Origin of the sequence: Aeromonas sp. CU5 (genome assembly GCF_002586745.1) — a bacterium.
Lineage (GTDB): Bacteria > Pseudomonadota > Gammaproteobacteria > Enterobacterales > Aeromonadaceae > Aeromonas > Aeromonas sobria.
In genome coordinates this window covers 883,336-903,909 of sequence record NZ_CP023817.1, presented here as the reverse complement: position 1 = coordinate 903,909, position 20,574 = coordinate 883,336, and the positions used below count along the sequence as shown (strand labels likewise).

The following is a 20,574-nucleotide window of genomic DNA, read 5'->3' as shown; positions in this document are numbered from 1 at the left end:
CGATTACCGCTATATCAATCTGGGGTGGCTGGATTAATGCTCCAGCGACCGGAATTTTTCACGCAGATGGTTACGAATACCGATAGCCGTCAAGTTCAGGCCAACGATCACCGTCACCAGCAGGAACGAGGTGGCATACACCAGCGGCCGTGCGGCTTCGACGTTGGGGCTCTGGAACCCGACATCATAGATGTGGAAGCCAAGGTGCATGAACTTGCGCTCCACATGCAGGTACGGGAAGTTGCCATCCATCGGCAGGGTCGGCGCCAGTTTCACCACACCGACCAGCATCAAGGGGGCCACTTCCCCCGCAGCACGGGCAATCGCCAGAATAAGGCCGGTCATGATGGCCGGGCTCGCCATCGGCAACACGATACGCCACAGGGTTTCTGCCTGGGTGGCACCGAGCGCCAGTGACCCCTGACGAATGGTACTGGGAATACGGGACAGTCCCTCTTCAGTGGAGACAATCACCACCGGCAGGGTCAGGATCGCCAGGGTCAGTGCCGACCAGATAACACCGGGTGAACCAAAGGTCGGGCTCGGCAGCGCCTCCGGGTAGAACAGCTGATCCAGTGAACCACCCAGCGTGTAGACGAAGAAGCCCAGACCAAACACACCGTAGACGATGGAGGGCACGCCAGCCAGGTTGATCACCGCGATCCGGATAATCTTGGTCAAACTGTTCTTGCCTGCGTATTCGTGCAGATAAACCGCAGCCACCACTCCCAGCGGCGTGACAATGATCGCCATCAGGATCACCATGAACACGGTGCCGAAGATGGCCGGGAACACGCCACCCTCGGTATTGGCCTCACGGGGATCGTCCGAGACGAATTTACCGATCTGGTGGAACCAGTAACCCACTTTGGCTATCAGGTTCATATCGTTGGGCCACACCACATCCAGCACCTTGGACATCGGCATGGTCACCAGCTCGCCGCGCATATCCTTGACGGTAATCGAGTCGCGGTCTGCCTGGCTGCGCAGAGAGAAGAGCTCCTTCTCGAGCACCTGATAACGGTCGTTCAGCGTCTTTCGCTCGCTGGCCAGTTCGGCTTTGAGCTGCTCGGTCAGCTTGTCATCCAGCTCGGCCTTGCGCTCTTTCAACCGCAGCCGCTCCAACTGATAGTTGATACTGCCAATGTCCCCTTTTTGCAGGTCGTTGGCCTGCTCGGAAAGCGAATTGGCACGGGCCAGCATCCGCAACAATGCAGGATGGAGATCCGCGGTAAACTCGCGCCCATCCTCTTTCACCGAGGCGATGTAACCATAAAAGTTACCATTGGTAGCACGCTCCACCATGGTCAGCTCAGCGGGCTGGCTTTGGGACTTGATATCGGTCTCCAGCACCCAGCGAAAATCGAGGTCGACGAACTCGCGGTTGCCGGTCTTGACCAGATAGCGGGTCAACACCTCACGCTCTTCCCCTTCCAGCGGCAGACCTGCGGCGCGCAGTCGCTCCACGGGCACCAGCTCGCGATCGTTGATCTCGCCGATCAATACACTTTTATTGCCACTGGCATCTTCAAGTTGCCATTCATAGATGGGGTGAGGCCAGAAGTAGACCAGACCACGCCAGCCGATTAGCAGTAGCAGACCCAGCACCGCCACCAGACTCAGGCTGACGGCGCCGCCGGTCATCCAGATCCAGGGGGCCCCTGATTTAAACCACTTACCCATTGTCGATTCCTTGTCCATTACAGAGTCGCCCCTTACATCGAGCTGTATTTTTCACGCAACCGCTGACGGACAAACTCGGCCAGGGTGTTGAAGAAAAAGGTGAACACAAACAGGACGAAGGCCGCGAGGAACAACACCCGATAGTGAGAACTGCCCACTTCCGATTCAGGCATCTCCACCGCGATGTTGGCAGCCAACGTACGCAATCCCTGGAACATGGAGAAGTCCATGATGGGGGTGTTGCCGGTCGCCATCAGTACGATCATGGTCTCGCCCACCGCGCGGCCAAGGCCCATCATCACCGCCGAGAAGATACCGGGACTGGCGGTGAGGATCACCACCCGGCTCAAGGTCTGCCACGGGGTCGCACCGAGGGCCAGCGAGCCCTGAGTGAGGTGCTTGGGCACCGAGAAGACCGCATCTTCAGCAATCGAGAAGATGGTGGGAATGACCGCAAAGCCCATGGCGATACCGACCACCAGCGAGTTGCGCTGGTCAAACTTGATGCCCATTTCGTGGGTCAGCCAGATACGCGAATCGCCGTTCATAAAGACATTCTCGATGAGCGGGCTCAAGGCAAAGGCCCCCCAACCGATGAACAGCAGCACCGGGATCAGCAAGATAGCGTGCCACCCTTCAGGCAACCATGACTTGCCACGCTCCGGCAGATAGTGCCAAAGCAACGCGGTCAACAGCATTCCCATCGGCAGCAATATCAGCAACAAGATGACGCCCGGCAAGGCCCCTTCGATGATGGGTGCTAACCACAGCCCGGCCAGGAAGCCGAGAATAACGGTCGGCAGCGCCGCCATGATCTCGACGGTCGGCTTGACGTATTTGCGCAACCCCGCCGACATGAAGTAAGCGGTGTAGATGGCGCCAGCCACGCCGAGCGGCACCGCAAACACCATGGCGTAGAACGAGGCTTTCAGTGTGCCGAACACCAGCGGTACCAGGCTCAGCTTGGCTTCGAAGTCGTTGCTGGCAGAGGTGGATTGCCACACATATTGCGGCTCCGGATACCCCTCATACCACACCTCTTGCCACAGGGCAGACCAGGTGACCTCTGGGTGATCGTTCTCGACCGCAAACACGGTGAAGGTATTGCCCTGCTGCATCAGCAGCGTGTTGTGACGAGGAGAGATCGCCAACGCAGACAGCTCACCGCCCGCGACCTTCTCACTCAGCAACTTGGTCTCGCCAGTGGCATGGAAGAAGCTGATTGCGCCATCCTTGTCGGCACTGACGAAGCCTTTGCGGTAATGCTCTGGCGTCAGCAGATCCACAGCGCCATCGCCTTTAAAGTCACGGATTTGGGTAAACTGACGTTTGCCATCTTTCGCCACTTCAAACCACTGGGAGATAATGCCATTGTCGTTGCCCACTAGCAGGGAGGAGGCGCCAGAAAGCAGCTCAACCCGGGTCACGTTGGCATTGGGAGCGTTAATCTCCATCACGTTACGCAGCGATATTTCGCTGAGATTATGGATGTCATAGACAGAGAGGCGATTGCCTTCGCGCACCAGCAAGATGCGAAGGTTCGGGGTCAGCAGCAGCTGATCCACATGGCGCGGCAAAGCAGGAATGCTGTAGTTTTGGGAACTCCACTCCACCTCGCCGGAGAGGAAGTTCTCCTCACCGCTCATCACCGTCATCACGCCACGACCATCTTCGGTCACGGCGGCAGTGGCCATCTTGTCCTTGGTGGCTTCGAACACCAGCTGCTGCAACGGCTTGCCTTGCGGGTCGATCACCACCGGCTCTTCGCCGAAAGGATATTGCAAGCTGGGCTCGATCACCCGAACATCGTTGGGATAAGAGACCTTGAACGCCGGTTGGACAACTTGCGCCTTGCCATCGGCAAAGCCATAGGCGATAAGCTTCTGGCCCGGCGCCGGACTGGTCACTGTGGTGATATCACCCGTGACCTGGCCATTACCCAGAGACTGCCCGATCTTGACCTTGCCCTCTCCCTGAAGGGCGAAGAAGTTGACCAGCCCTTTATCGCTGAAGCGATAGCCGATCTCGTTCTGCTCCTCCATTCCGAGCCAGGCAGTCTTGCCTGCAACGGGCAGCGTAAATGACGCAGTCGGCTCCATGGTGGCGCCATTGAAGATGGGTTTCACCACATAAAGCAGATAGAAGAAGATAAGCAACAGGGCCACCAGTACCAGGGCTCCGCCTGTGGTAACACCATATTTGGCTAATTTGTCCTTGATCCGGCGTTTTCTACTGCCCGCCATAACCAAATTTAACGATTCCGATGACATGCAAAACCTCAATGTAAGCTAGGCTTGGCGGGATTATATGGCAGTAACATGACAGTTTTGTTACATGAGAGCCTGTTTGAAAGAGGTTATTGCGGGGTACAAAAAGCGGGATTTATCTCAGGAAGGACAAACTTAACTAACTGTTTATATACACATATTTAAAATAGCGATCAGCGGGCAGTGAGCACTGCCCGCTGAGTAATTCAGGAAAGGACATCGTTTGATTGTTGCAACGCCAGTTTGGCCGCCTTTTTCTCGGCGCGGCGGCGCTTGAAGAAGGCCGACAACTGGGCCGAGCAGGCATCGGCCAGCACCCCGCCAATCAGCTCGATCCTGTGGTTATGACGCGGATCCTGCAAAATCTCGAACACTGACCCGGCAGCTCCGGTCTTGAGATCTCTGGCGCCATAGACCACCCGCTTGACCCGACTATGGATCAGCGCACCGGCACACATGCAGCAGGGCTCCAGCGTCACATAGAGTACGGTGTCGAGCAGCCGGTAGTTCGCCAGCTGCTTGCCCGCAGCCCGGATCGCCATCACCTCGGCATGGGCACAGGCATCGTGTTCGCTGATGGAGCGGTTCCATCCTTCCCCCACCACCTGACCATCCAGCACCAGCACGGCGCCGACCGGGATCTCGCCAATCCCTTCAGCTTGGGCGGCCAATACCATGGCATGGCGCATCCACTGTTCATCCTGTGCTGTGTGACTGAGTATCTCTGTGACCGCTGCTGGTTTCACGCCCATGCCTCTCTATAGATATTGATTCGCTGATCCCTCGCCCATGCCATGCGGTTATCTGAACCGGTACATGACGCCACTATGACAGGACTGCGACGGGTCGGCGATTATGCCAAATCTCCCCTTCAGGCCCAAGCCACATCTTGTCTGCACAATAAAGGAGCAGTTGGCATCTCACTGATAAAAAAGGAGTTGCACCAACAGATTCATATCATTAGACTCCCTTCCGTCAGCTCGAACTGACTCCGTCGGTGTGTAGCGCAGCCAGGTAGCGCATCTGCATGGGGTGTAGAGGGTCGGAGGTTCGAATCCTCTCACACCGACCATTTTCCCCGAGAATAGCCCAGTCAAACGACTGGGCTATTTTTTTGCCTCTGATTTATCCTCCTGACAATGCCTTCCCACCAAGCACAAAAAACAGCCAGAACCACTTGAATCTTTTTGACGAACTCATTAAGATGCGCACCTTTCTGCCGGTAGACAACACAGGGAGGTAGAAACACCAGTGAAGGGATCACTGTCCGGCTTGCGTTCAACACAGGACCAGGCATGAACCAGACCACCGATTTCACACCCGCCATTCCGCTCTATTCCGTTCCTCACGACACCCCTTGCAACACCGAAAACGACGATGAACGAGTCATCCAGCTGGATGTGATCGACTTGGCTGAGCCGGATGATGACTATTGAGCCCGGCCAGGTGGCCGCGCAATCTTCCAGTACTCCCTCTGTTTAACGTCTCTTTTTCCACCACTTGGCGACGACGTAGCAAAAAACGACAAACTGCTAATTCTATCAAGGATGGCAGTATTATTGACTGACATTCATCCCCCTCACCTCCCTGCCATTACCCCCGACAACTGATACAAACCTACGTTATTGCGCTTCACTTTCCATCGCTACAACAGCTAGAGCCAACAGAGCCCACCCCACCCATGCAAGTTTAAAACAGTCGTTCACTCTCCAGTATCAGTAAAGGCAGAACCCTAAATGGCATATTCAAACACGCTTTATACGGCTGTTTTGGCAAAGCCTGGAGTAAGGTCGGGATTTGTTTTTGCATTTGTAATTTTATTACGTAATAAGTTACGAAATGAGGGGCAGGGTCACGGCCCAAATTAGCCGTTGTCCGATGGGAAAAAGCAGGAGCATAACCATCTGTGTAGAGCTTTTATACCAACCATATAAATCGATAAAAAACATCAACTTAACCATATGTCAAAAACGAGCGTTTAAAAAAAACTGTTGACGTAATCAACAATATTTCGCACCTTATCAATCGTGTTATCCCGGTGTTACGGGAAGTTTGCAAGAACAGGGATTCGACTTTAGTCGTAGTTAGTAAGTTCAAAATGTAATTCTCAAAGGAGTGAACCTTATGTCGGCACCGGCTCAGACCCACTGCAGCGCCCGCCTTCGCATCCAGGGCGAGATGCTGCCCGAATACGCGCAAATTCTGACGCCGGACGCGGTGGCTCTGGTCTCCGAACTGGTGGAACGTTTTGCTCCCCAAAGAGGGGAATTGCTGAAACAACGTGTGGCACGTCAAGCCCGTATCGATGGCGGCGAGCTGCCGGACTTCCTGCCGGAAACCGCCCACATCCGTGAAGGTGGCTGGACCATTCGTGGCATTCCTGCCGACCTGCAAGACCGCCGTGTGGAGATCACCGGCCCGGTCGAGCGCAAGATGGTGATCAACGCCCTCAACGCCAACGTCAAGGTGTTCATGGCGGACTTCGAGGACTCACTGGCCCCCGCCTGGAATAAAGTGATCGAGGGTCAAATCAACCTGCGCGATGCGGTCAACGGCACCGTCTCCTACACCAGTCCGGAAGGAAAGGCTTATACCCTGAACGCCGATCCGGCCGTCCTCATCTGCCGGGTGCGCGGTCTGCACCTGCCGGAAAAACATGTCACCTTCGATGGTCAGCCGATCCCCGGCGGCCTGTTCGATTTTGCCCTCTATTTCCTGCACAACTATCAGGCGCTGCTGGCCAAAGGCTCGGGCCCCTACTTCTACGTGCCCAAGTTGCAGAGCAATCTGGAAGGGCGCTGGTGGAGCGAGGTGTTTGCCTGGACTGAGGACAAGTTCGGTCTGCCCCGTGGCACCATCAAGGCCACCGTACTGATCGAAACCCTGCCGGCGGTGTTCGAGATGGATGAGCTGCTCTACCAGATGAAGGATCACATCGTCGCTCTCAACTGCGGCCGCTGGGACTACATCTTCAGCTACATCAAGACCTTGAAGAACCACCCGGATCGGGTACTGCCTGATCGCCAGGTGGTGACAATGGACAAACCGTTCCTCTCCGCCTACTCGCGGCTGCTGATCAAGACCTGTCACAAGCGCGGCGCGCTGGCGATGGGGGGCATGGCCGCCTTTATTCCGGCCAAGGATGCCGCCGTCAACGAGCAAGTGTTTGCCAAGGTCAAAGCCGACAAGGAGCGCGAAGCCAACAACGGCCACGATGGTACCTGGGTCGCCCACCCCGGCCTCGCCGATACCGCGATGGAGGTGTTCAACACCACCATCGCGGCTGGCGCCAAGAACCAGATCGGTGTGCTGCGTGAGCAGGATGCCCCCATCACCGCCGCCGACCTGCTGGCCCCCTGTGAGGGTGAGCGCACCGAGGCGGGGATGCGCACCAATATCCGCGTTGCTCTGCAATATCTGGAGGCCTGGATCAACGGCAACGGCTGCGTGCCCATCTACGGTCTGATGGAAGATGCCGCCACCGCCGAGATCTCCCGCACCTCCATCTGGCAGTGGATCCGCCATGGCAAAAGCCTCGCCAACGGCAAGGTGGTGACCAAGGAGCTATTCCGCCAATTGCTGGCCGAGGAGCAGGAGGTGGTCAAAGCCGAAGTAGGGACCGAACGCTGGCAGGCAGGACGCTTTGCCGAGGCAAGCGAGCTGATGGAGCAGATCACTTGCGCCGACACCCTGATCGATTTTCTGACGCTGCCCGGCTACGAGCGGCTCTGAATCACGGGCCCCGGGCGGGGCTCGCCAATAACAAGTCAATGGAAACGTGAAATCAATGAAAGAGGGAACTGATATGGCACTGACCCGTGAACAACAGATCCAGGCTATCGAGAAAGACTGGGCAGAAAACCCCCGCTGGAAAGGGATCAAGCGCGGCTACAGCGCCGAAGACGTGGTAAACCTGCGTGGCAGCTTGCAGCCTGCACATACCCTGGCCCAACGTGGCGCCGACAAACTGTGGGAGCTGATCCACGGCAGCGCCAAGAAAGGCTACGTCAACTGTCTCGGCGCCCTGACTGGCGGCCAGGCGGTACAGCAGGCCAAAGCGGGCATAGAGGCGATCTACCTCTCAGGCTGGCAAGTGGCGGCGGACAACAACTTGTCCTCCACCATGTACCCGGATCAGTCCCTCTACCCGGCAAACTCGGTACCGTCTGTAGTTGATCGCATCAACAACTCCTTCGCCCGTGCCGATCAGATCCAGTGGGCCAACAAGGTCGGTCCGCAAGATGCCGGCTTTATCGACTACTTCCTGCCGATCGTGGCCGATGCCGAAGCCGGTTTCGGTGGCGTGCTGAACGCCTTCGAACTGATGAAGGGGATGATTGAAGCGGGTGCCGCTGGCGTACACTTCGAAGATCAGCTCGCGTCCGTCAAGAAGTGCGGCCATATGGGCGGCAAAGTGCTGGTGCCGACCCAGGAAGCGGTACAAAAGCTGGTCGCCGCCCGTCTGGCAGCCGATGTGTGCGGCACCACCACTCTGGTGATCGCCCGTACCGATGCTAACGCCGCGGATCTACTGACCACCGACGCCGACCCTTATGATGCTGGCTTCCTGACCGGTGAGCGCACCGCAGAAGGCTTCTACAAGGTGCAGGCAGGCATCGAGCAAGCTATCTCCCGTGGTCTGGCTTACGCCCCCTACGCCGACATGGTGTGGTGCGAAACCGCCAAGCCGGATCTGGACGAAGCGCGCAAGTTTGCCGAAGCGATCAAGGCGCAGTACCCGGATACCATACTGGCCTATAACTGCTCACCCAGCTTCAACTGGAAAAAGAATCTGGACGATGCCACCATCGCCCGCTTCCAGCAGGAACTGTCCGACATGGGTTACAAGTACCAGTTCATTACCCTGGCGGGTATCCACAACATGTGGTTCCACATGTACGAGCTGGCTTATCAGTACGCCCGTGGCGAAGGGATGAAGCACTACGTCGAAATGGTGCAGGAGCCAGAGTTTGCTGCCGCCAGCCGTGGCTACACCTTCGTGGCGCACCAGCAGGAGGTCGGTACCGGGTACTTCGACAAGGTGACCACCGTCATTCAGGGTGGCCAATCCTCGGTCACCGCATTGACCGGCTCCACCGAAGAAGATCAGTTCCACTGATAGGCAGAACTCTTTGAGAAAGTCCTTGAAATAGCAAAACCCCGGCCTGAAGCCGGGGTTTCTTTTTCTCTACCATTTAAACGTCGGTCAGACGCGCAACTGCACACCATCGGCAGGATCAGAGCTCGAGGATCTCTTTGACAAAGGGGATGGTCAGCTTGCGCTTGGCGCGAAATGAGGCGTTGTCGAGCTGATTGAGGGTGGTGAGCAGGGTTCGCATGTCGCGGGAAAGTCGGTTGAGCAGAAAGCGACCCACATCGATGGGCAGTTTGAAGCCCCGCAGCTCGGCACGCAGCTGCAGGGCACTGAGCTTGCCTTCATCATCCAGTTCGTCGAGATGAAAGCTTACCCCCCAGTCGAGACGGGAGGCGAGATCCGGCAACTGTAACCCCAGCTTGCGCGGTGCACTGCAGCCAGTGACCACCAGCGTCCCCTCGCCCTTCTCCTGCCAGCGATTGTAGAAGTCGAACAGCGCCCGCTCCCACACGGCATTGCCAGCGATCGCCTCGAGACTGTCGAGGCAAACCAGCGGCAGGCTTTCGAGGGCATCGAGCATACTGGGATCGAGTTGTTCGAACTGATCGAGAGAGAGATAGGCCGCCGCCGCATCGCGGGCATTGACCTCGGCACAGGTGGCGTGGAGCAGATGAGAGCGCCCGGATCCCTTGGCACCCCAAAAATAGAGGAAAGGCGATCCCTGACCGATGGCCGCATTCTTGAGGGCGGTGATCAGATGAGCATTGTTGCCGGGATAAAAACTGACGAAGGTTTCATCATCCGGTAGTTGTACGGCTAAAGACAGTTGGGCCGGTTGCTTCACTCGTTAGGCTTTGACTGTGACATTTGTGGCTAAGTGTATCATCGCAAAGGCAGATAGAGAACCGCCCGGACAAGCCGGGCGGTATGGAAAAGCCTTATAAAATCAGGGCTGCGACCATTGGTAACGCAAACCGCTGCCATTATCGTCAACCTGGCGCAGTCGGCTCTCGAGTTGCAACGCTCGCCCCAGCTCTGCCGGATCTCCTTGCAGGGTGAAGTTGAAAGTCACCTGATCCCCCTCCAGCTGGCCGATCGCCACCTTGCTGACGCTGGCCATTCCCTGCAGCATTTTCTGCACGGCGATCATGCTGTCCACCTCTGAGAGCCCATCCACCACCAGAGTCTGACTGGTTGCCGGGCCCGAGATACGGGCGCCATAATTTTTCACCAGCCAGGCCGCCAGGGTATCGGCAAACCCTTGTGCCACCTCGGCCTGGGTGCCACTGCTGTTACCACGAGTCAGCTCGGCCACTTCGCCAGCTGCTTTGGCCCCGTAGAGTCCCCAGTCGATGATCCACTTGTCACCTTCCGGTGTCAGCTTGCCCAGCACCACCATCTCGGCGCCATAGCGCTGGCTCGCCTGCAGAATCGGATCGGCAAAACGGCCCCACACATCGGTGGTGCTGACCGCCATGCTGTCGTCAAGATCCATCAGCGGAATACTGATGGGCAGCCCCAACATCTGGGCCTGCTCACGCAAGGCTTGCGCCCAGCCGTCGCTCGACTGATCCGCCAGCAGGCTACGTTCACCCTGATCCATCACCAACCAAATCGCCATCTGGGGGCGCGCCGGCCCCAGCAGGGCAAACTGGCTCTCGGAGACCAGACTGTTGACCTTGTCACTGTTGAATTCGGCTTTCAGATACTTGACCGCGTCCTGATCCTGATAGCCATAGCTTTTGACATAGTCGCCCGGGGCCGCCAGCGCCTTGACTACCACCGGCTGGGTGAGGATATCGCGCTTGCCGGTTACCTTGATCAGCACCTGACCCAGTGCCTGCCCTTGAGCGGCCACCATGTCACCACTGGTCGGTGCCTTGCCCTGATAAAGGTCGGCCACCTGAGCGGCCGAGGCCATGAATGACAAGCCGCAGCATAGGGCGGTCACAACACGTTTGAACATCAACAGAGTCTCGAAATGGGGGCGTGTGCTTATGGTAGCGGCAAGGCACGTCTTGCGGCAAGGCGGGCACAAGCAGCCACAAACAACAGAGCCGGCACAACGCCGGCTCAGATCACTACTCCCGATGAGGAAGCAGGTTAAAGCATCAACTTATTTGGTACCGAAGATCTTGTCGCCGGCATCGCCCAGACCCGGCACTATGTAGCCTTTCTCGTTCAGGCCCTGATCGACAGAGGCACAGTAGAGCTCTACATCGGGGTGAGCCGCTTCCAGCGCCTTGATCCCTTCCGGCGCGGCAACCAGTACCAGCACCTTGATGGATTGGCAGCCTTTCTTCTTCAGCAGATCGATGGTGGCGATCATGGAGCCACCGGTCGCCAGCATGGGATCGATAACCAGTGCCAGACGCTCTTCGATGTTGCTGACGATCTTCTCGAAATAGGGAACCGGTTGCAGGGTCTCTTCATCGCGATAGATACCGACCACGCTGACGCGGGCGCTTGGCATGTGCTCCAGCACGCCATCCATCATGCCAAGACCGGCACGCAGGATCGGCACTACAGTTACCTTCTTGCCCTTGATCTGGTCAACTTCCACTGGCCCGTTCCAGCCGTCGATGGTAACCTTCTCGGTTTCGAAGTCAGAGGTGGCTTCATAGGTCAACAAACTGCCCACTTCTTTGGCCAGTTCACGGAAACGCTTGGTGCTGATATCGCCTTCACGCATTAGCCCGATCTTGTGTTTGACCAGGGGGTGTTTGACTTCAACCACTTTCATTATTGTCTCCTCTAACTCGCCGCAAAAAAATCGCGGAATCATACAATAAAAGCCCGCACTTGTAGAGCCTTTCCGCGCAAAAACGCGCAAACGATTTCCTTTCTGATTTATCACTGCCGCTGGTAGTATATGCCCCGAATTTTACCCTCCACTTCGATACATGACGGGGAATACGCGTGACTGACAAAACCTCACTGAGCTACAAAGATGCTGGCGTAGATATTGATGCTGGCAATGCACTGGTTGAACGTATCAAGGGCGTATCCAAGCGCACTCGTCGTCCTGAAGTGCTGGGTGGTCTTGGCGGCTTTGGGGCCTTGTGTCAAATTCCTGCGGGCTACAAGGAGCCGGTACTGGTCTCCGGTACCGATGGTGTGGGCACCAAGCTGCGGCTGGCCATCGACCTGAAGAAGCACGACACGGTCGGCATCGATCTGGTGGCCATGTGCGTCAATGACCTGATAGTACAGGGTGCCGAGCCACTGTTTTTCCTCGACTACTATGCCACCGGCAAGCTGGACGTGGACACCGCTGCCGCTGTGGTCACCGGGATCGGCGTTGGTTGCGAGCAATCAGGCTGTGCCCTGGTGGGCGGCGAAACCGCCGAGATGCCGGGCATGTATGAAGGGGAAGACTACGACATCGCCGGTTTCTGCGTTGGTGTGGTGGAGAAGAGCGAAATCATTGACGGCTCCAAGGTCGGTGAAGGGGATGCCCTGATCGCGCTGGCCGCCAGCGGCCCCCACTCCAACGGCTTCTCGCTGGTGCGCAAGATCCTGGAAGTCTCCAAAGCCGACGTGCATCAGCCGCTGGGTGACACCACCCTGGCCAACGCCCTGCTGGAGCCGACCCGCATCTACGTCAAGCCGGTACTCAAACTCATCAAGGAGTGCGAGATCCACGCCCTGTCCCACATCACTGGTGGCGGCTTCTGGGAGAACATCCCGCGCGTACTGCCCGCCAACACCCAAGCGGTGATCGACGAGCAGAGCTGGCAGTGGCCGGCGGTGTTCAGCTGGCTGCAGCAGGCAGGCAACGTCACCCGCTTTGAGATGTATCGCACCTTCAACTGCGGCGTCGGCATGATCATCGCCCTGCCTGCCAATCAGCTGGAGAAGGCACTGACCCTGCTCAAGGCGGAAGGCGAGAACGCATGGCACATCGGTCATATCACCAAGGCCGCCGATGGTGAGGAGCAGGTCGTCATCAAATGATGCGGATCATCGTCCTAATCTCCGGCAGTGGCAGCAATCTGCAGGCGATCCTCGACCACTGCGCCAGCGGCAAGATTGCCGGTGACGTGGTCGGCGTCATCAGCAACAAGGCTGACGCCTATGGCTTGGTACGCGCCAAAGAGGCGGGAGTGGCGACGTCAATTCTGACCCAGCAGCAGTTTGCCAGCCGGGAGGAGTATGACACCGCCCTGCTGGCGCTGATGGCGGACTATCAGCCGGATCTGGTGGTGCTGGCCGGCTTTATGCGGATTTTGAGCGCCCAACTGGTGCACCACTTCGCCGGGCGGATGCTCAATATCCACCCCTCCCTGCTGCCCAAGTATCAAGGCTTGCACACCCACCAGCGGGCCATTGACGCTGGTGACAGCGAGCATGGCACCAGCGTCCACTTCGTCACCGAAGAGCTGGATGGGGGCCCGGTGATATTGCAAGCCCGCGTCCCCATCTTCGAAGGGGACGAGGCCGATGAGGTGGCCGCCCGGGTACAGGCGCAGGAGCACAGCATCTACCCGCTGGTGGTGCGCTGGTTCTGCGAAGGCAGACTGCAGATGGTGGATGGCGCCGTGCAACTGGATGGCGCCCTGCTGGGGCCCGCGGGTTATGCCAGCGAGTAAGCAGACGTCTTGTCGAAATGTGAAAAAGGAGGCCGATGGCCTCCTTTTGGTTTCCTGAATTTTCCCACCACAGGCACAGGCTTAAACCTGTTCACGACCTGCAGCGAGAAACCGTCAACAAGGTTACAAGCCGCTCAGGAACCGGAGCGTATAGGCATACGTGAGCACTCTTTGCTGCACATAAGCGAGCAGCACATGAGCCTTGATCACGGTTTCGTAGCCAGATCGTGGACAGGTTTAGACCGGATTGTCGATATCGATAAAGGTCACATCCAACCCGTGCACGGTCGCCAGCCACTCCCCCAGCGCCTTGACGCCGTAACGCTCGGTGGCGTGATGGCCAGCGGCGTAGAAGTGCATCCCCATCTCGCGAGCGGTATGAATGGTCTGCTCGGAGGCTTCACCGGAGATAAAGGCATCGATGCCCTGCTCCGCCGCCAGATTGATGTAGCTCTGACCGCCGCCGGTACACCAGGCCACCGAGCGGATAAGCTCGGGACCGGTATCACCACAATAAAGCGGTTCGCGGCCAAGCCGCTCGGCAATCAGCTTGGCAAAGTCGGCCCCGCTCATCGGCTCTTCCAACTTGCCCACCATGGCGACGCTCTTGCTGTTCCACGGCTCCAGACCGCGGCGTACCTTGATGTCGAGCAGCTTGGCGAGCTGGGCGTTGTTACCCACCTCGGGATGGACATCCAGCGGCAGATGGTAGGCAAACAGATTGATATCGTGAGTCAGCAGGGTCTTGAGGCGACGCTGCTTCATACCGGTGATCTGGGCCGGTTCGCCGCTCCAGAAGTAGCCGTGATGAACCAGAATAGCATCTGCCCCGGCAGCCACCGCCGCATCGATGAGCGCCTGACTGGCGGTGACACCGGTCACTACCTTACGAATGCGCTCGCGCCCCTCTACTTGCAAGCCGTTGGGGCAGTAATCCTTGATGGCGTGGGGTTCGAGCAAATGGTTCAGTACAGTTTCGAGTTTGCGATGAGAGATCATAGGGGTCCCTTTTTAAGGCTCGGTCCCCTGCTTTAGCAATAAAAACAGGGCTCAGGCGCCAAACGCCAAGAGCCCCATGATAATCGAGCGGGGCCGCCAAGACCATGACGGCCCCCACATGATGACAGTTATCGCCACCGGACTCAGGCAGGCAGGTCGATCCCCGCTTCCCGCATCTGGGCCAGCTTGTAACGCAAGGTCCGTGGACTGATGCCAAGCCGATCCGCGACATCTTTACGGCTGCCGTTACAATCTTGCAGGGTATCGAGGATGATCTGGTGCTCCTGCTGCTTGAGCTCGCTGCCGAGGCGATCGCCGCCATAGCTGCGCTCCACGCTGACAAACTCCATCTCCTGCTCGTCCAGCTCCTCCAAAATCAGGTGGCCACTATCAATGACCCCATCCGGGCTCAGGATCAGCGCGCGCTGCACCACGTTGTCCAGCTCCCGCACGTTGCCGGGCCAGGGGTGGGTCAGCAGTCGCTCCCGCGAGGCGTCCGTCAACTGTGGGGTCGGCAACCCCTGCTGACTGGCATGGAGCGCCAACAGGTGTTCCGCCAGCGGCAGAATGTCGCCGGGTCGCTCACTCAAGGCTGACCAGCGCAGCGGGAAGACGTTGAGGCGATAGTAGAGATCTTCGCGAAACAGCCCATCCTGCACCGCCTTTTTCACATCCCGGTTGCTGGTGGCGATGACCCGCACATCGAGCGGGATCATCTTGCGGCTGCCGAGCCGCTCCACCTCTTTCTCCTGCAACACCCGCAGCAACTTGGCTTGCAGCCCTTGATCCATTTCGGTGATCTCGTCAAGCAGCAGGGTGCCGCCCTGCGCCTGCTCGAACTTGCCGGGGCACCCCTGCACCGCACCGGTAAACGCCCCCTTCTCATAGCCAAACAGGGTCGCCTCCAGCATGTTTTCCGGGATGGCGGCGCAGTTGATGGCGACGAAGGTCTGCTCGGCGCGATTGGAGTTATCGTGAATGTAACGGGCCAGCACCTCTTTGCCCGTCCCGCTCGGGCCGGTTACCATCACGGTCGCTTCGCTTCTTGCCACCCGGGTCGCCAGCTGGAACAGCTCGGCGGTTTTGGGATCCCCGTAGACCACAGCGCGCTTTTCCACCTTCTGGGCGGGCACGTAGCGGCTGACCTGATTGAGTAGCACCTCAGGCGAGAACGGCTTGGCCAGATAGTCGATGGCCCCTTCGCGCATGGCGCGCACCGCGCCGTCGATGTTGGCGTAGGCGGTCATCAGCAACACGGGAATTTGCGGATATTGCTGGCGGATGGTGGCCAACAGGGTGAGGCCATCCATCCCCCCCATCTGGATATCGGAGATCACCATGTCAAATGGCTGACGGGAGAGGATCAGCAAAGCCCGCTCGCCGCTGTCTGCTTCACGGCATTCATAGCCACCCAACAACAGGGTGTCTACCAGCGCTTCGCGCAGGCCATTGTCATCCTCAACTACCAGAATTCTGGCCTGTGTCATGCTACACCTCCAAGCTGCACCGGTTGCTGATGCAGGGGGAACGACAGAGTAAAGCAGGTGCCCTCACCGGGCACCGAGGCCACGCCGACCTCCCCCTGATGGGCACGTACTACTGATTGCACCACCGCCAGACCGAGGCCAGTGCCTTGGGATCGGGTGGTAAAGAAGGGTTCGAATACCTGACCAAGCTGGTGAGAGGGGATCCCCTTGCCATTGTCGATAATACGCATCTCCACCCGGGCGCTGCTGCGCACCGCACTGACCAGCAGCGACGTCGCCCCCGCCTGCTGGGCATTGGCGATCAGGTTGTTGATGGCGCCCGCCAGCGCGCTGCTGTTGGCCAGCAGGCAGAGATCCGGCTCCGGCGCTTCCATGTGCAGCTCGCAACCCTGCTGGGCACAAAAGGCCTCGGCACCGGCCTGCACTTCGGCCAGCAGCCCTTGTACCGAGATGGGGGTGACTACCTGGTTGTCGCCGTTGCGGGCAAACAGCAGGATGTCGTTGATCTGCTTCTCCAGATCCTGCAAACGGGCCATCAGCTTCTGCTGAAACTGAGTGCGGGATTCCGGCTTGAGGGTGCGGTTGGCCAGATTGGCGGCATAGAGCATGGCGGCAGAGAGCGGGGTGCGGATCTGGTGGGCGAGCGAGGCCGCCATATTGCCCAGCGCCGACAGCCGCTTCATATGGTTGATGCGGTCTTGCAGTTTGCGGGTTTCGGTCAGGTCGTTGATAAACACCAGCTGGCCGGGCTGATCCGGCAGCGGCTGGGTCGAGAGTTGCACCCGGCGCCCGTCGCGCAGGGAGATCTCGTGGCCATCATCCTCGCGCGGCTCAAAGCAGCGGGCAATGATGTGGCGCCAGAGCTCCCCTTCCAATGGCTCACCCAGCAGGGAGATGGCCGCCGGATTCGCGCGGGTGACCACCCCTGCCCCATCAAGCAGCAACACCCCGGTGGGGAGCGCCTTGAAGATGGCATAGAGCTGGCTCACTTCGTGGGACTGGAGTGGCATGTCCTGCTGCTGGATTGTCATAAAGCTGACCTCAAACTGGCTATTGAGTCAGGTTATTCAATTTCCATGCCACTAAAATATCTTAATTAAAACAAAGAATTGTGCGCTAGCGTCAAGGCTTTGACCCTTATGCGTCTTTGCTCATGCCGTATTTTTTCATCTTCTCCACCAGGGTGGTACGGCGCATGCCAAGCAGGTCAGCCGCGCGGGCCACCACCCCGTCCTGCGACTCCAGCGCCTGACGGATCAGCTCCACTTCGAGGTCGGCCAGCATCTCTTTGAGGTTGACCCCCTCCTCCGGCAACTGCATGGTGCGGGGCGAGGCCAGTGCGTGATCCAGTTCGATCGGCTGTTGAAATACCGCCGCCAGCGCATCCCGTTCATCCATCTCGGTCAACCGCTCATCCCGTGGCTCGCAAGGCAGCAGCCGATAACGGCTCGGCAAGTCTGCCACATCGACGATCTGGTGCGGATAGAGGATCAACAGCCGCTCCAGCAGATTGGAGAGCTCGCGCACGTTGCCGGGCCAGGGGTACTGCATCAGCGACTCCATCGCCCGCTGGGTCAGCCGGATAAAACCGTGATGCTGCTCGGCATGGCGGTTGAGCAGCTCTTGCAGCAGCAGCGGAATATCGTTGATGCGATCCCGCAGTGGCGGCGTCTCAATGGGAAATACGTTGAGGCGATAGTAGAGATCTTCACGAAATCCCTGGGTGCGGATCATCGCCTCCAGATCCCGGTGGGTCGCCGCAATGATCCGCACATCGGCCTGAATGGGCTTGCTGCCCCCCACCCGATCGAACAACCGCTCCTGCAGCACCCGCAGTAACTTGACCTGCATCGGCATCGGCATGTCGCCTATTTCGTCCAGAAACAGGGTGCCGCCCTGGGCTAACTCGAAGCGGCCACGACGGGCAGCCACAGCACCGGTAAATGATCCCTTCTCATGACCAAACAGCTCGCTCTCAAGTAGCTCGGCAGGGATGGCACCGCAGTTGATGGGCACGAAAGGACCGGCACTGCGGGGAGAGAGCTCATGAATGGCACGGGCCACCACCTCTTTACCGGTGCCGGATTCGCCGAGGATCAGCACGTTGGCATCAGTCTCGGCCACCTGGCTGATGAGGCGGCGCACCTCCTGGATCCCCTTCCCTTTGCCCACCAGCAAACGCAGCAAGGCCTGCCCCTTGTCATGGGTCTGCTGGCGAGGATGTAAGGAGACAAAAGCCTGGCAAAAATGCAGATGGCGGGTGAGGGACTCATAGGTAAAAGGAGAGAGCGCTACCCCGATGAAATTGTTGTTGGGCAGCTCCGCCGTGACCAGCGAGAGGAAGGGGGTTCGCGGGAAGGCTGTCAGCAGATCAGGCAACTCCCGACCCGCCAGATCGCCCACCAGCACCCCTTGCAGCGGACCTGAGGATTCGATGGCCACATCCAGATCGCCTTCGGCCACCTCCTGCCACGGGATCCCCATAAACGAGAGCACAGTTCCCAATTGCTGACGTCGTTGCCCATCGGCATCAACAATCAACACGCCCATCTCCACCATATCCATCCCTCGCGATAGCCTGAACTAATTTATTGTTTTTTCTCATCAAACAGTTTTGACTGTTTTGTTGCTGGTGCACAAAGTGCCAAAATTCCGACGCATTGTCAAAAACTGTCGCGTTAGGCTAAGTGTATCGACAGAAACGGGAGACTAGTTGAATTTGTCGACAATTCTTCTGCAACCAAGACAGCCAGAGGCAGAAAGCAAACTGCCCTCGTCAGAGGGCAGCATACAGCACAGTGAGACAAACTCAGTGGGGGTGACGGTGGTGGGGCGCCGCATACCGGCAATCGGGAAAGCGACTACACGCCAAAAACAGCTGACCTGCATGTGGCCCTTTCTTTGCTTCCCGCTCCAGCAGGGGGGCATCACAACGGGGGCAGTGGTGAACCTCTTGCTCTTCATCATCCTCCGTATCGATGAATAAGCCCTCTGCCAGATCCCCCTCCATCGCAGGTAATTCAGCCGTCCACTTACTGTGCCGGGATGACCCCGCCGGTAATTGAGCGCCAGCAGTGGCGATCGATTCTGGCGCTGCACGGCCATGGCTGCCAGTGCCAACATCGACCCCATCCAGCAACAGGGGATTGAAGGTTGGCTCGCGGCGCTGCCCCGGTATCGGCGCATCCACCACAGGCTCGCTACGTTTGATCAGTAACGGCAAAATCAGCTCACGCAGTTCTTGCTCAAGACCGTGGCCACTTTCTGCGATCTGCAGCAGGGGCAGACCCGCGCTATCGCAGGCTGTTTGCAGAACCGAGTCGCGAACCTTGCGTTTCTGATGACGGTGGGTGCTGTCTCCGAGCTCGATGGCACAAATAAAAGAGAGGTCGGCGGGATGACAAAGCAAATAGTCAAAATGCTTGCCGCTGATCTTGCCGAGGTGTTGTTGCCATTTACTTTTGCCAAGCCCCGCCTCGGGCGTCAGCACTTCCGCAACCTGCACCTTGGCAAATACCCGAACCTTGTCGCCCACCGCCATTTCTAGCACTCTGAGGAAAGCGTGCTCTTCAGGGCTGAGCAAGGTCTCCCGAAGATCGTAGGGAAGACGTTTCTTCGGCCGGAATCGAAGCCAGAAAATCGCGATCACCAGCAGTGCAAACAACAGCAATCCCGATACGACAAAGGTATTCATCAGAGCACGTTCCAGTTCACAACACGAAAGGGGCACCACTTTACCACAGCCGCAACAGGGCAAGGCAGCAGTCAAGTACCAGGAAAATGTCAAAGCACCGGATTTTTATCTATTGGTCAGTCTGCGGGGCTTCATATGACCAGCCACTGCAGGCACAATGGCAACAGGCATAACATCCCATATCAAGGAGAGCAGGATGCACAAGCAATTGGTGGTCACCGTGATCGGTGCAGACAAACCCGGTATCGTCGAAAGTCTGGCTGCCGTCATCAGCCGCGAACAGGGCAACTGGCTGGGCAGTGCCATGAGCGAGCTGGCGGGCCAATTTGCCGGTATCCTCCATGTCTCTATCCCCGATGATCACTATCGCAGCCTGTGCGAAGCGCTGGCCCTGTTACCCGGGCTCACCATCAGCTTTGCCGAAGGTACGCCCACCGCAGAACCGGCTCATCAGGTGATGATGACGGTGACCGGCAACGACCGCCCCGGTATCGTCCACGAAGTGGCCAGCATCCTGCGCCAGCTCGAGATCAATGTGGCCGACCTTACCACTGGCTGCGAACCGGCCCCTCACTCCGGCGCCCCACTCTTCTATGCCCATGCGCTGGTTGCCCTGCCTGACGGACTGGCGATGGAGACCCTGATCACCGCGCTGGAGTCCCTCTCCGACGATCTGGTGGTTGATATCGATGAGGCGTTGCACGAGTAACTCTCTTGTCATCAATCTGACATCTTCTCACGCCATAACTGCCGCGCA

General features: G+C 58.2%; 17 protein-coding genes and 1 tRNA gene. 7 read left to right on the top strand and 11 right to left on the bottom strand.

Annotated features, from left to right (window positions below):
* Positions 1 to 33: 33 nt before the first annotated feature.
* The 3 genes from pstA to tadA form a co-directional block, all read right to left on the bottom strand.
* Positions 34 to 1,683: a phosphate ABC transporter permease PstA gene (gene pstA, locus CK911_RS04130; RefSeq protein WP_098969079.1), complete on the bottom strand. Its 1,650-nt coding sequence runs from the start codon at positions 1,681 to 1,683 to the stop codon at positions 34 to 36.
* A gap of 32 nt (positions 1,684 to 1,715) precedes the next feature.
* Positions 1,716 to 3,953, bottom strand: a complete 2,238-nt coding sequence (locus tag CK911_RS04125) for an ABC transporter permease subunit (protein WP_042022097.1) — start codon at positions 3,951 to 3,953, stop codon at positions 1,716 to 1,718.
* Positions 3,954 to 4,156: 203 nt separating this feature from the next.
* The gene (gene tadA, locus CK911_RS04120) at positions 4,157 to 4,639 is read right to left on the bottom strand and encodes a tRNA adenosine(34) deaminase TadA (protein ID WP_253860373.1); all 483 of its coding nucleotides are present in this window, start codon (positions 4,637 to 4,639) and stop codon (positions 4,157 to 4,159) included.
* 306 nt (positions 4,640 to 4,945) lie between these two features.
* On the opposite strand from tadA, the gene CK911_RS04115 reads away from it, so the two are divergent.
* From CK911_RS04115 to aceA, 4 genes are all read left to right on the top strand, one after another.
* Positions 4,946 to 5,022: transfer RNA gene (locus CK911_RS04115), tRNA-Pro, on the top strand.
* A 223-nt stretch (positions 5,023 to 5,245) separates the two neighbouring features.
* A complete protein-coding gene (locus CK911_RS21325; protein WP_162850117.1) occupies positions 5,246 to 5,386 on the top strand; it encodes a hypothetical protein in 141 nt (46 codons plus the stop codon).
* A 688-nt stretch (positions 5,387 to 6,074) separates the two neighbouring features.
* Positions 6,075 to 7,682 (top strand): malate synthase A, encoded by a 1,608-nt coding sequence (gene aceB / locus CK911_RS04110; protein WP_098969078.1) that lies wholly within the window; start codon positions 6,075 to 6,077, stop codon positions 7,680 to 7,682.
* A gap of 73 nt (positions 7,683 to 7,755) precedes the next feature.
* Complete coding sequence (aceA, locus tag CK911_RS04105; protein WP_042022090.1) at positions 7,756 to 9,069, top strand: isocitrate lyase; 1,314 nt, start codon at positions 7,756 to 7,758, stop codon at positions 9,067 to 9,069.
* A gap of 118 nt (positions 9,070 to 9,187) precedes the next feature.
* On the opposite strand, the gene hda is transcribed toward aceA, so the two are convergent.
* The 3 genes from hda to upp all read right to left on the bottom strand — a co-directional run bounded on the left by hda (position 9,188) and on the right by upp (position 11,788).
* Positions 9,188 to 9,889: a DnaA inactivator Hda gene (hda, locus tag CK911_RS04100; RefSeq protein ID WP_042022088.1), complete on the bottom strand. Its 702-nt coding sequence runs from the start codon at positions 9,887 to 9,889 to the stop codon at positions 9,188 to 9,190.
* Between the two features lie 102 nt (positions 9,890 to 9,991).
* Positions 9,992 to 11,011 (bottom strand): DUF2066 domain-containing protein, encoded by a 1,020-nt coding sequence (locus tag CK911_RS04095; RefSeq protein WP_098969077.1) that lies wholly within the window; start codon positions 11,009 to 11,011, stop codon positions 9,992 to 9,994.
* 150 nt (positions 11,012 to 11,161) lie between these two features.
* A complete protein-coding gene (upp, locus tag CK911_RS04090; protein WP_005320172.1) occupies positions 11,162 to 11,788 on the bottom strand; it encodes a uracil phosphoribosyltransferase in 627 nt (208 codons plus the stop codon).
* A 176-nt stretch (positions 11,789 to 11,964) separates the two neighbouring features.
* Between upp and purM the strand changes: the two genes are divergently transcribed.
* The gene (gene purM, locus CK911_RS04085) at positions 11,965 to 13,002 is read left to right on the top strand and encodes a phosphoribosylformylglycinamidine cyclo-ligase (protein ID WP_098969076.1); all 1,038 of its coding nucleotides are present in this window, start codon (positions 11,965 to 11,967) and stop codon (positions 13,000 to 13,002) included.
* Complete coding sequence (purN, locus tag CK911_RS04080) at positions 12,999 to 13,637, top strand: phosphoribosylglycinamide formyltransferase (RefSeq protein WP_098969075.1); 639 nt, start codon at positions 12,999 to 13,001, stop codon at positions 13,635 to 13,637. The genes purM and purN overlap by 4 nt, the downstream gene beginning before the upstream one ends.
* Positions 13,638 to 13,874: 237 nt before the next feature.
* Here the strand turns inward: purN and CK911_RS04075 are convergent, their stop codons facing one another.
* The 5 genes from CK911_RS04075 to CK911_RS04055 form a co-directional block, all read right to left on the bottom strand.
* Positions 13,875 to 14,636 carry a Nif3-like dinuclear metal center hexameric protein gene (locus CK911_RS04075; protein WP_098969074.1) on the bottom strand — a complete coding sequence of 254 codons (762 nt, stop codon included), beginning with the start codon at positions 14,634 to 14,636 and terminating at the stop codon, positions 13,875 to 13,877.
* A 143-nt stretch (positions 14,637 to 14,779) separates the two neighbouring features.
* Positions 14,780 to 16,123, bottom strand: coding sequence for a sigma-54 dependent transcriptional regulator (locus CK911_RS04070; protein ID WP_098969073.1), 1,344 nt, complete (start codon positions 16,121 to 16,123; stop codon positions 14,780 to 14,782).
* A complete protein-coding gene (locus tag CK911_RS04065) occupies positions 16,120 to 17,154 on the bottom strand; it encodes a PAS domain-containing sensor histidine kinase (RefSeq protein WP_098969072.1) in 1,035 nt (344 codons plus the stop codon). Before CK911_RS04065 ends, CK911_RS04070 begins: the two co-directional genes overlap by 4 nt.
* A 106-nt stretch (positions 17,155 to 17,260) precedes the next feature.
* Complete coding sequence (locus CK911_RS04060; protein ID WP_172953948.1) at positions 17,261 to 18,682, bottom strand: sigma-54 dependent transcriptional regulator; 1,422 nt, start codon at positions 18,680 to 18,682, stop codon at positions 17,261 to 17,263.
* A 250-nt stretch (positions 18,683 to 18,932) separates the two neighbouring features.
* Positions 18,933 to 19,817, bottom strand: coding sequence for a DUF2726 domain-containing protein (locus tag CK911_RS04055; RefSeq protein WP_098969071.1), 885 nt, complete (start codon positions 19,815 to 19,817; stop codon positions 18,933 to 18,935).
* Positions 19,818 to 20,013: 196 nt separating this feature from the next.
* Here CK911_RS04055 and CK911_RS04050 point away from each other — a divergent pair, with 196 nt between their 5' ends.
* A complete protein-coding gene (locus CK911_RS04050; protein WP_098969070.1) occupies positions 20,014 to 20,526 on the top strand; it encodes a glycine cleavage system protein R in 513 nt (170 codons plus the stop codon).
* The last annotated feature ends 48 nt before the right edge of the window (positions 20,527 to 20,574 follow it).

Excerpts from the sequence above, each read along its gene's own strand:
- pstA (WP_098969079.1), bottom strand. The coding sequence starts at position 1,683 with ATGGGTAAGTGGTTTAAATCAGGGGCCCCCTGGATCTGGATGACCGGC.
- CK911_RS04125 (WP_042022097.1), bottom strand. The coding sequence starts at position 3,953 with ATGTCATCGGAATCGTTAAATTTGGTTATGGCGGGCAGTAGAAAACGC.
- tadA (WP_253860373.1), bottom strand. The coding sequence starts at position 4,639 with ATGCGCCATGCCATGGTATTGGCCGCCCAAGCTGAAGGGATTGGCGAG.
- CK911_RS21325 (WP_162850117.1), top strand. The coding sequence starts at position 5,246 with ATGAACCAGACCACCGATTTCACACCCGCCATTCCGCTCTATTCCGTT.
- aceB (WP_098969078.1), top strand. The coding sequence starts at position 6,075 with ATGTCGGCACCGGCTCAGACCCACTGCAGCGCCCGCCTTCGCATCCAG.
- aceA (WP_042022090.1), top strand. The coding sequence starts at position 7,756 with ATGGCACTGACCCGTGAACAACAGATCCAGGCTATCGAGAAAGACTGG.
- CK911_RS04095 (WP_098969077.1), bottom strand. The coding sequence starts at position 11,011 with ATGTTCAAACGTGTTGTGACCGCCCTATGCTGCGGCTTGTCATTCATG.
- upp (WP_005320172.1), bottom strand. The coding sequence starts at position 11,788 with ATGAAAGTGGTTGAAGTCAAACACCCCCTGGTCAAACACAAGATCGGG.
- purN (WP_098969075.1), top strand. The coding sequence starts at position 12,999 with ATGATGCGGATCATCGTCCTAATCTCCGGCAGTGGCAGCAATCTGCAG.
- CK911_RS04075 (WP_098969074.1), bottom strand. The coding sequence starts at position 14,636 with ATGATCTCTCATCGCAAACTCGAAACTGTACTGAACCATTTGCTCGAA.
- CK911_RS04070 (WP_098969073.1), bottom strand. The coding sequence starts at position 16,123 with ATGACACAGGCCAGAATTCTGGTAGTTGAGGATGACAATGGCCTGCGC.
- CK911_RS04065 (WP_098969072.1), bottom strand. The coding sequence starts at position 17,154 with ATGACAATCCAGCAGCAGGACATGCCACTCCAGTCCCACGAAGTGAGC.
- CK911_RS04060 (WP_172953948.1), bottom strand. The coding sequence starts at position 18,682 with ATGGTGGAGATGGGCGTGTTGATTGTTGATGCCGATGGGCAACGACGT.
- CK911_RS04055 (WP_098969071.1), bottom strand. The coding sequence starts at position 19,817 with ATGAATACCTTTGTCGTATCGGGATTGCTGTTGTTTGCACTGCTGGTG.
- CK911_RS04050 (WP_098969070.1), top strand. The coding sequence starts at position 20,014 with ATGCACAAGCAATTGGTGGTCACCGTGATCGGTGCAGACAAACCCGGT.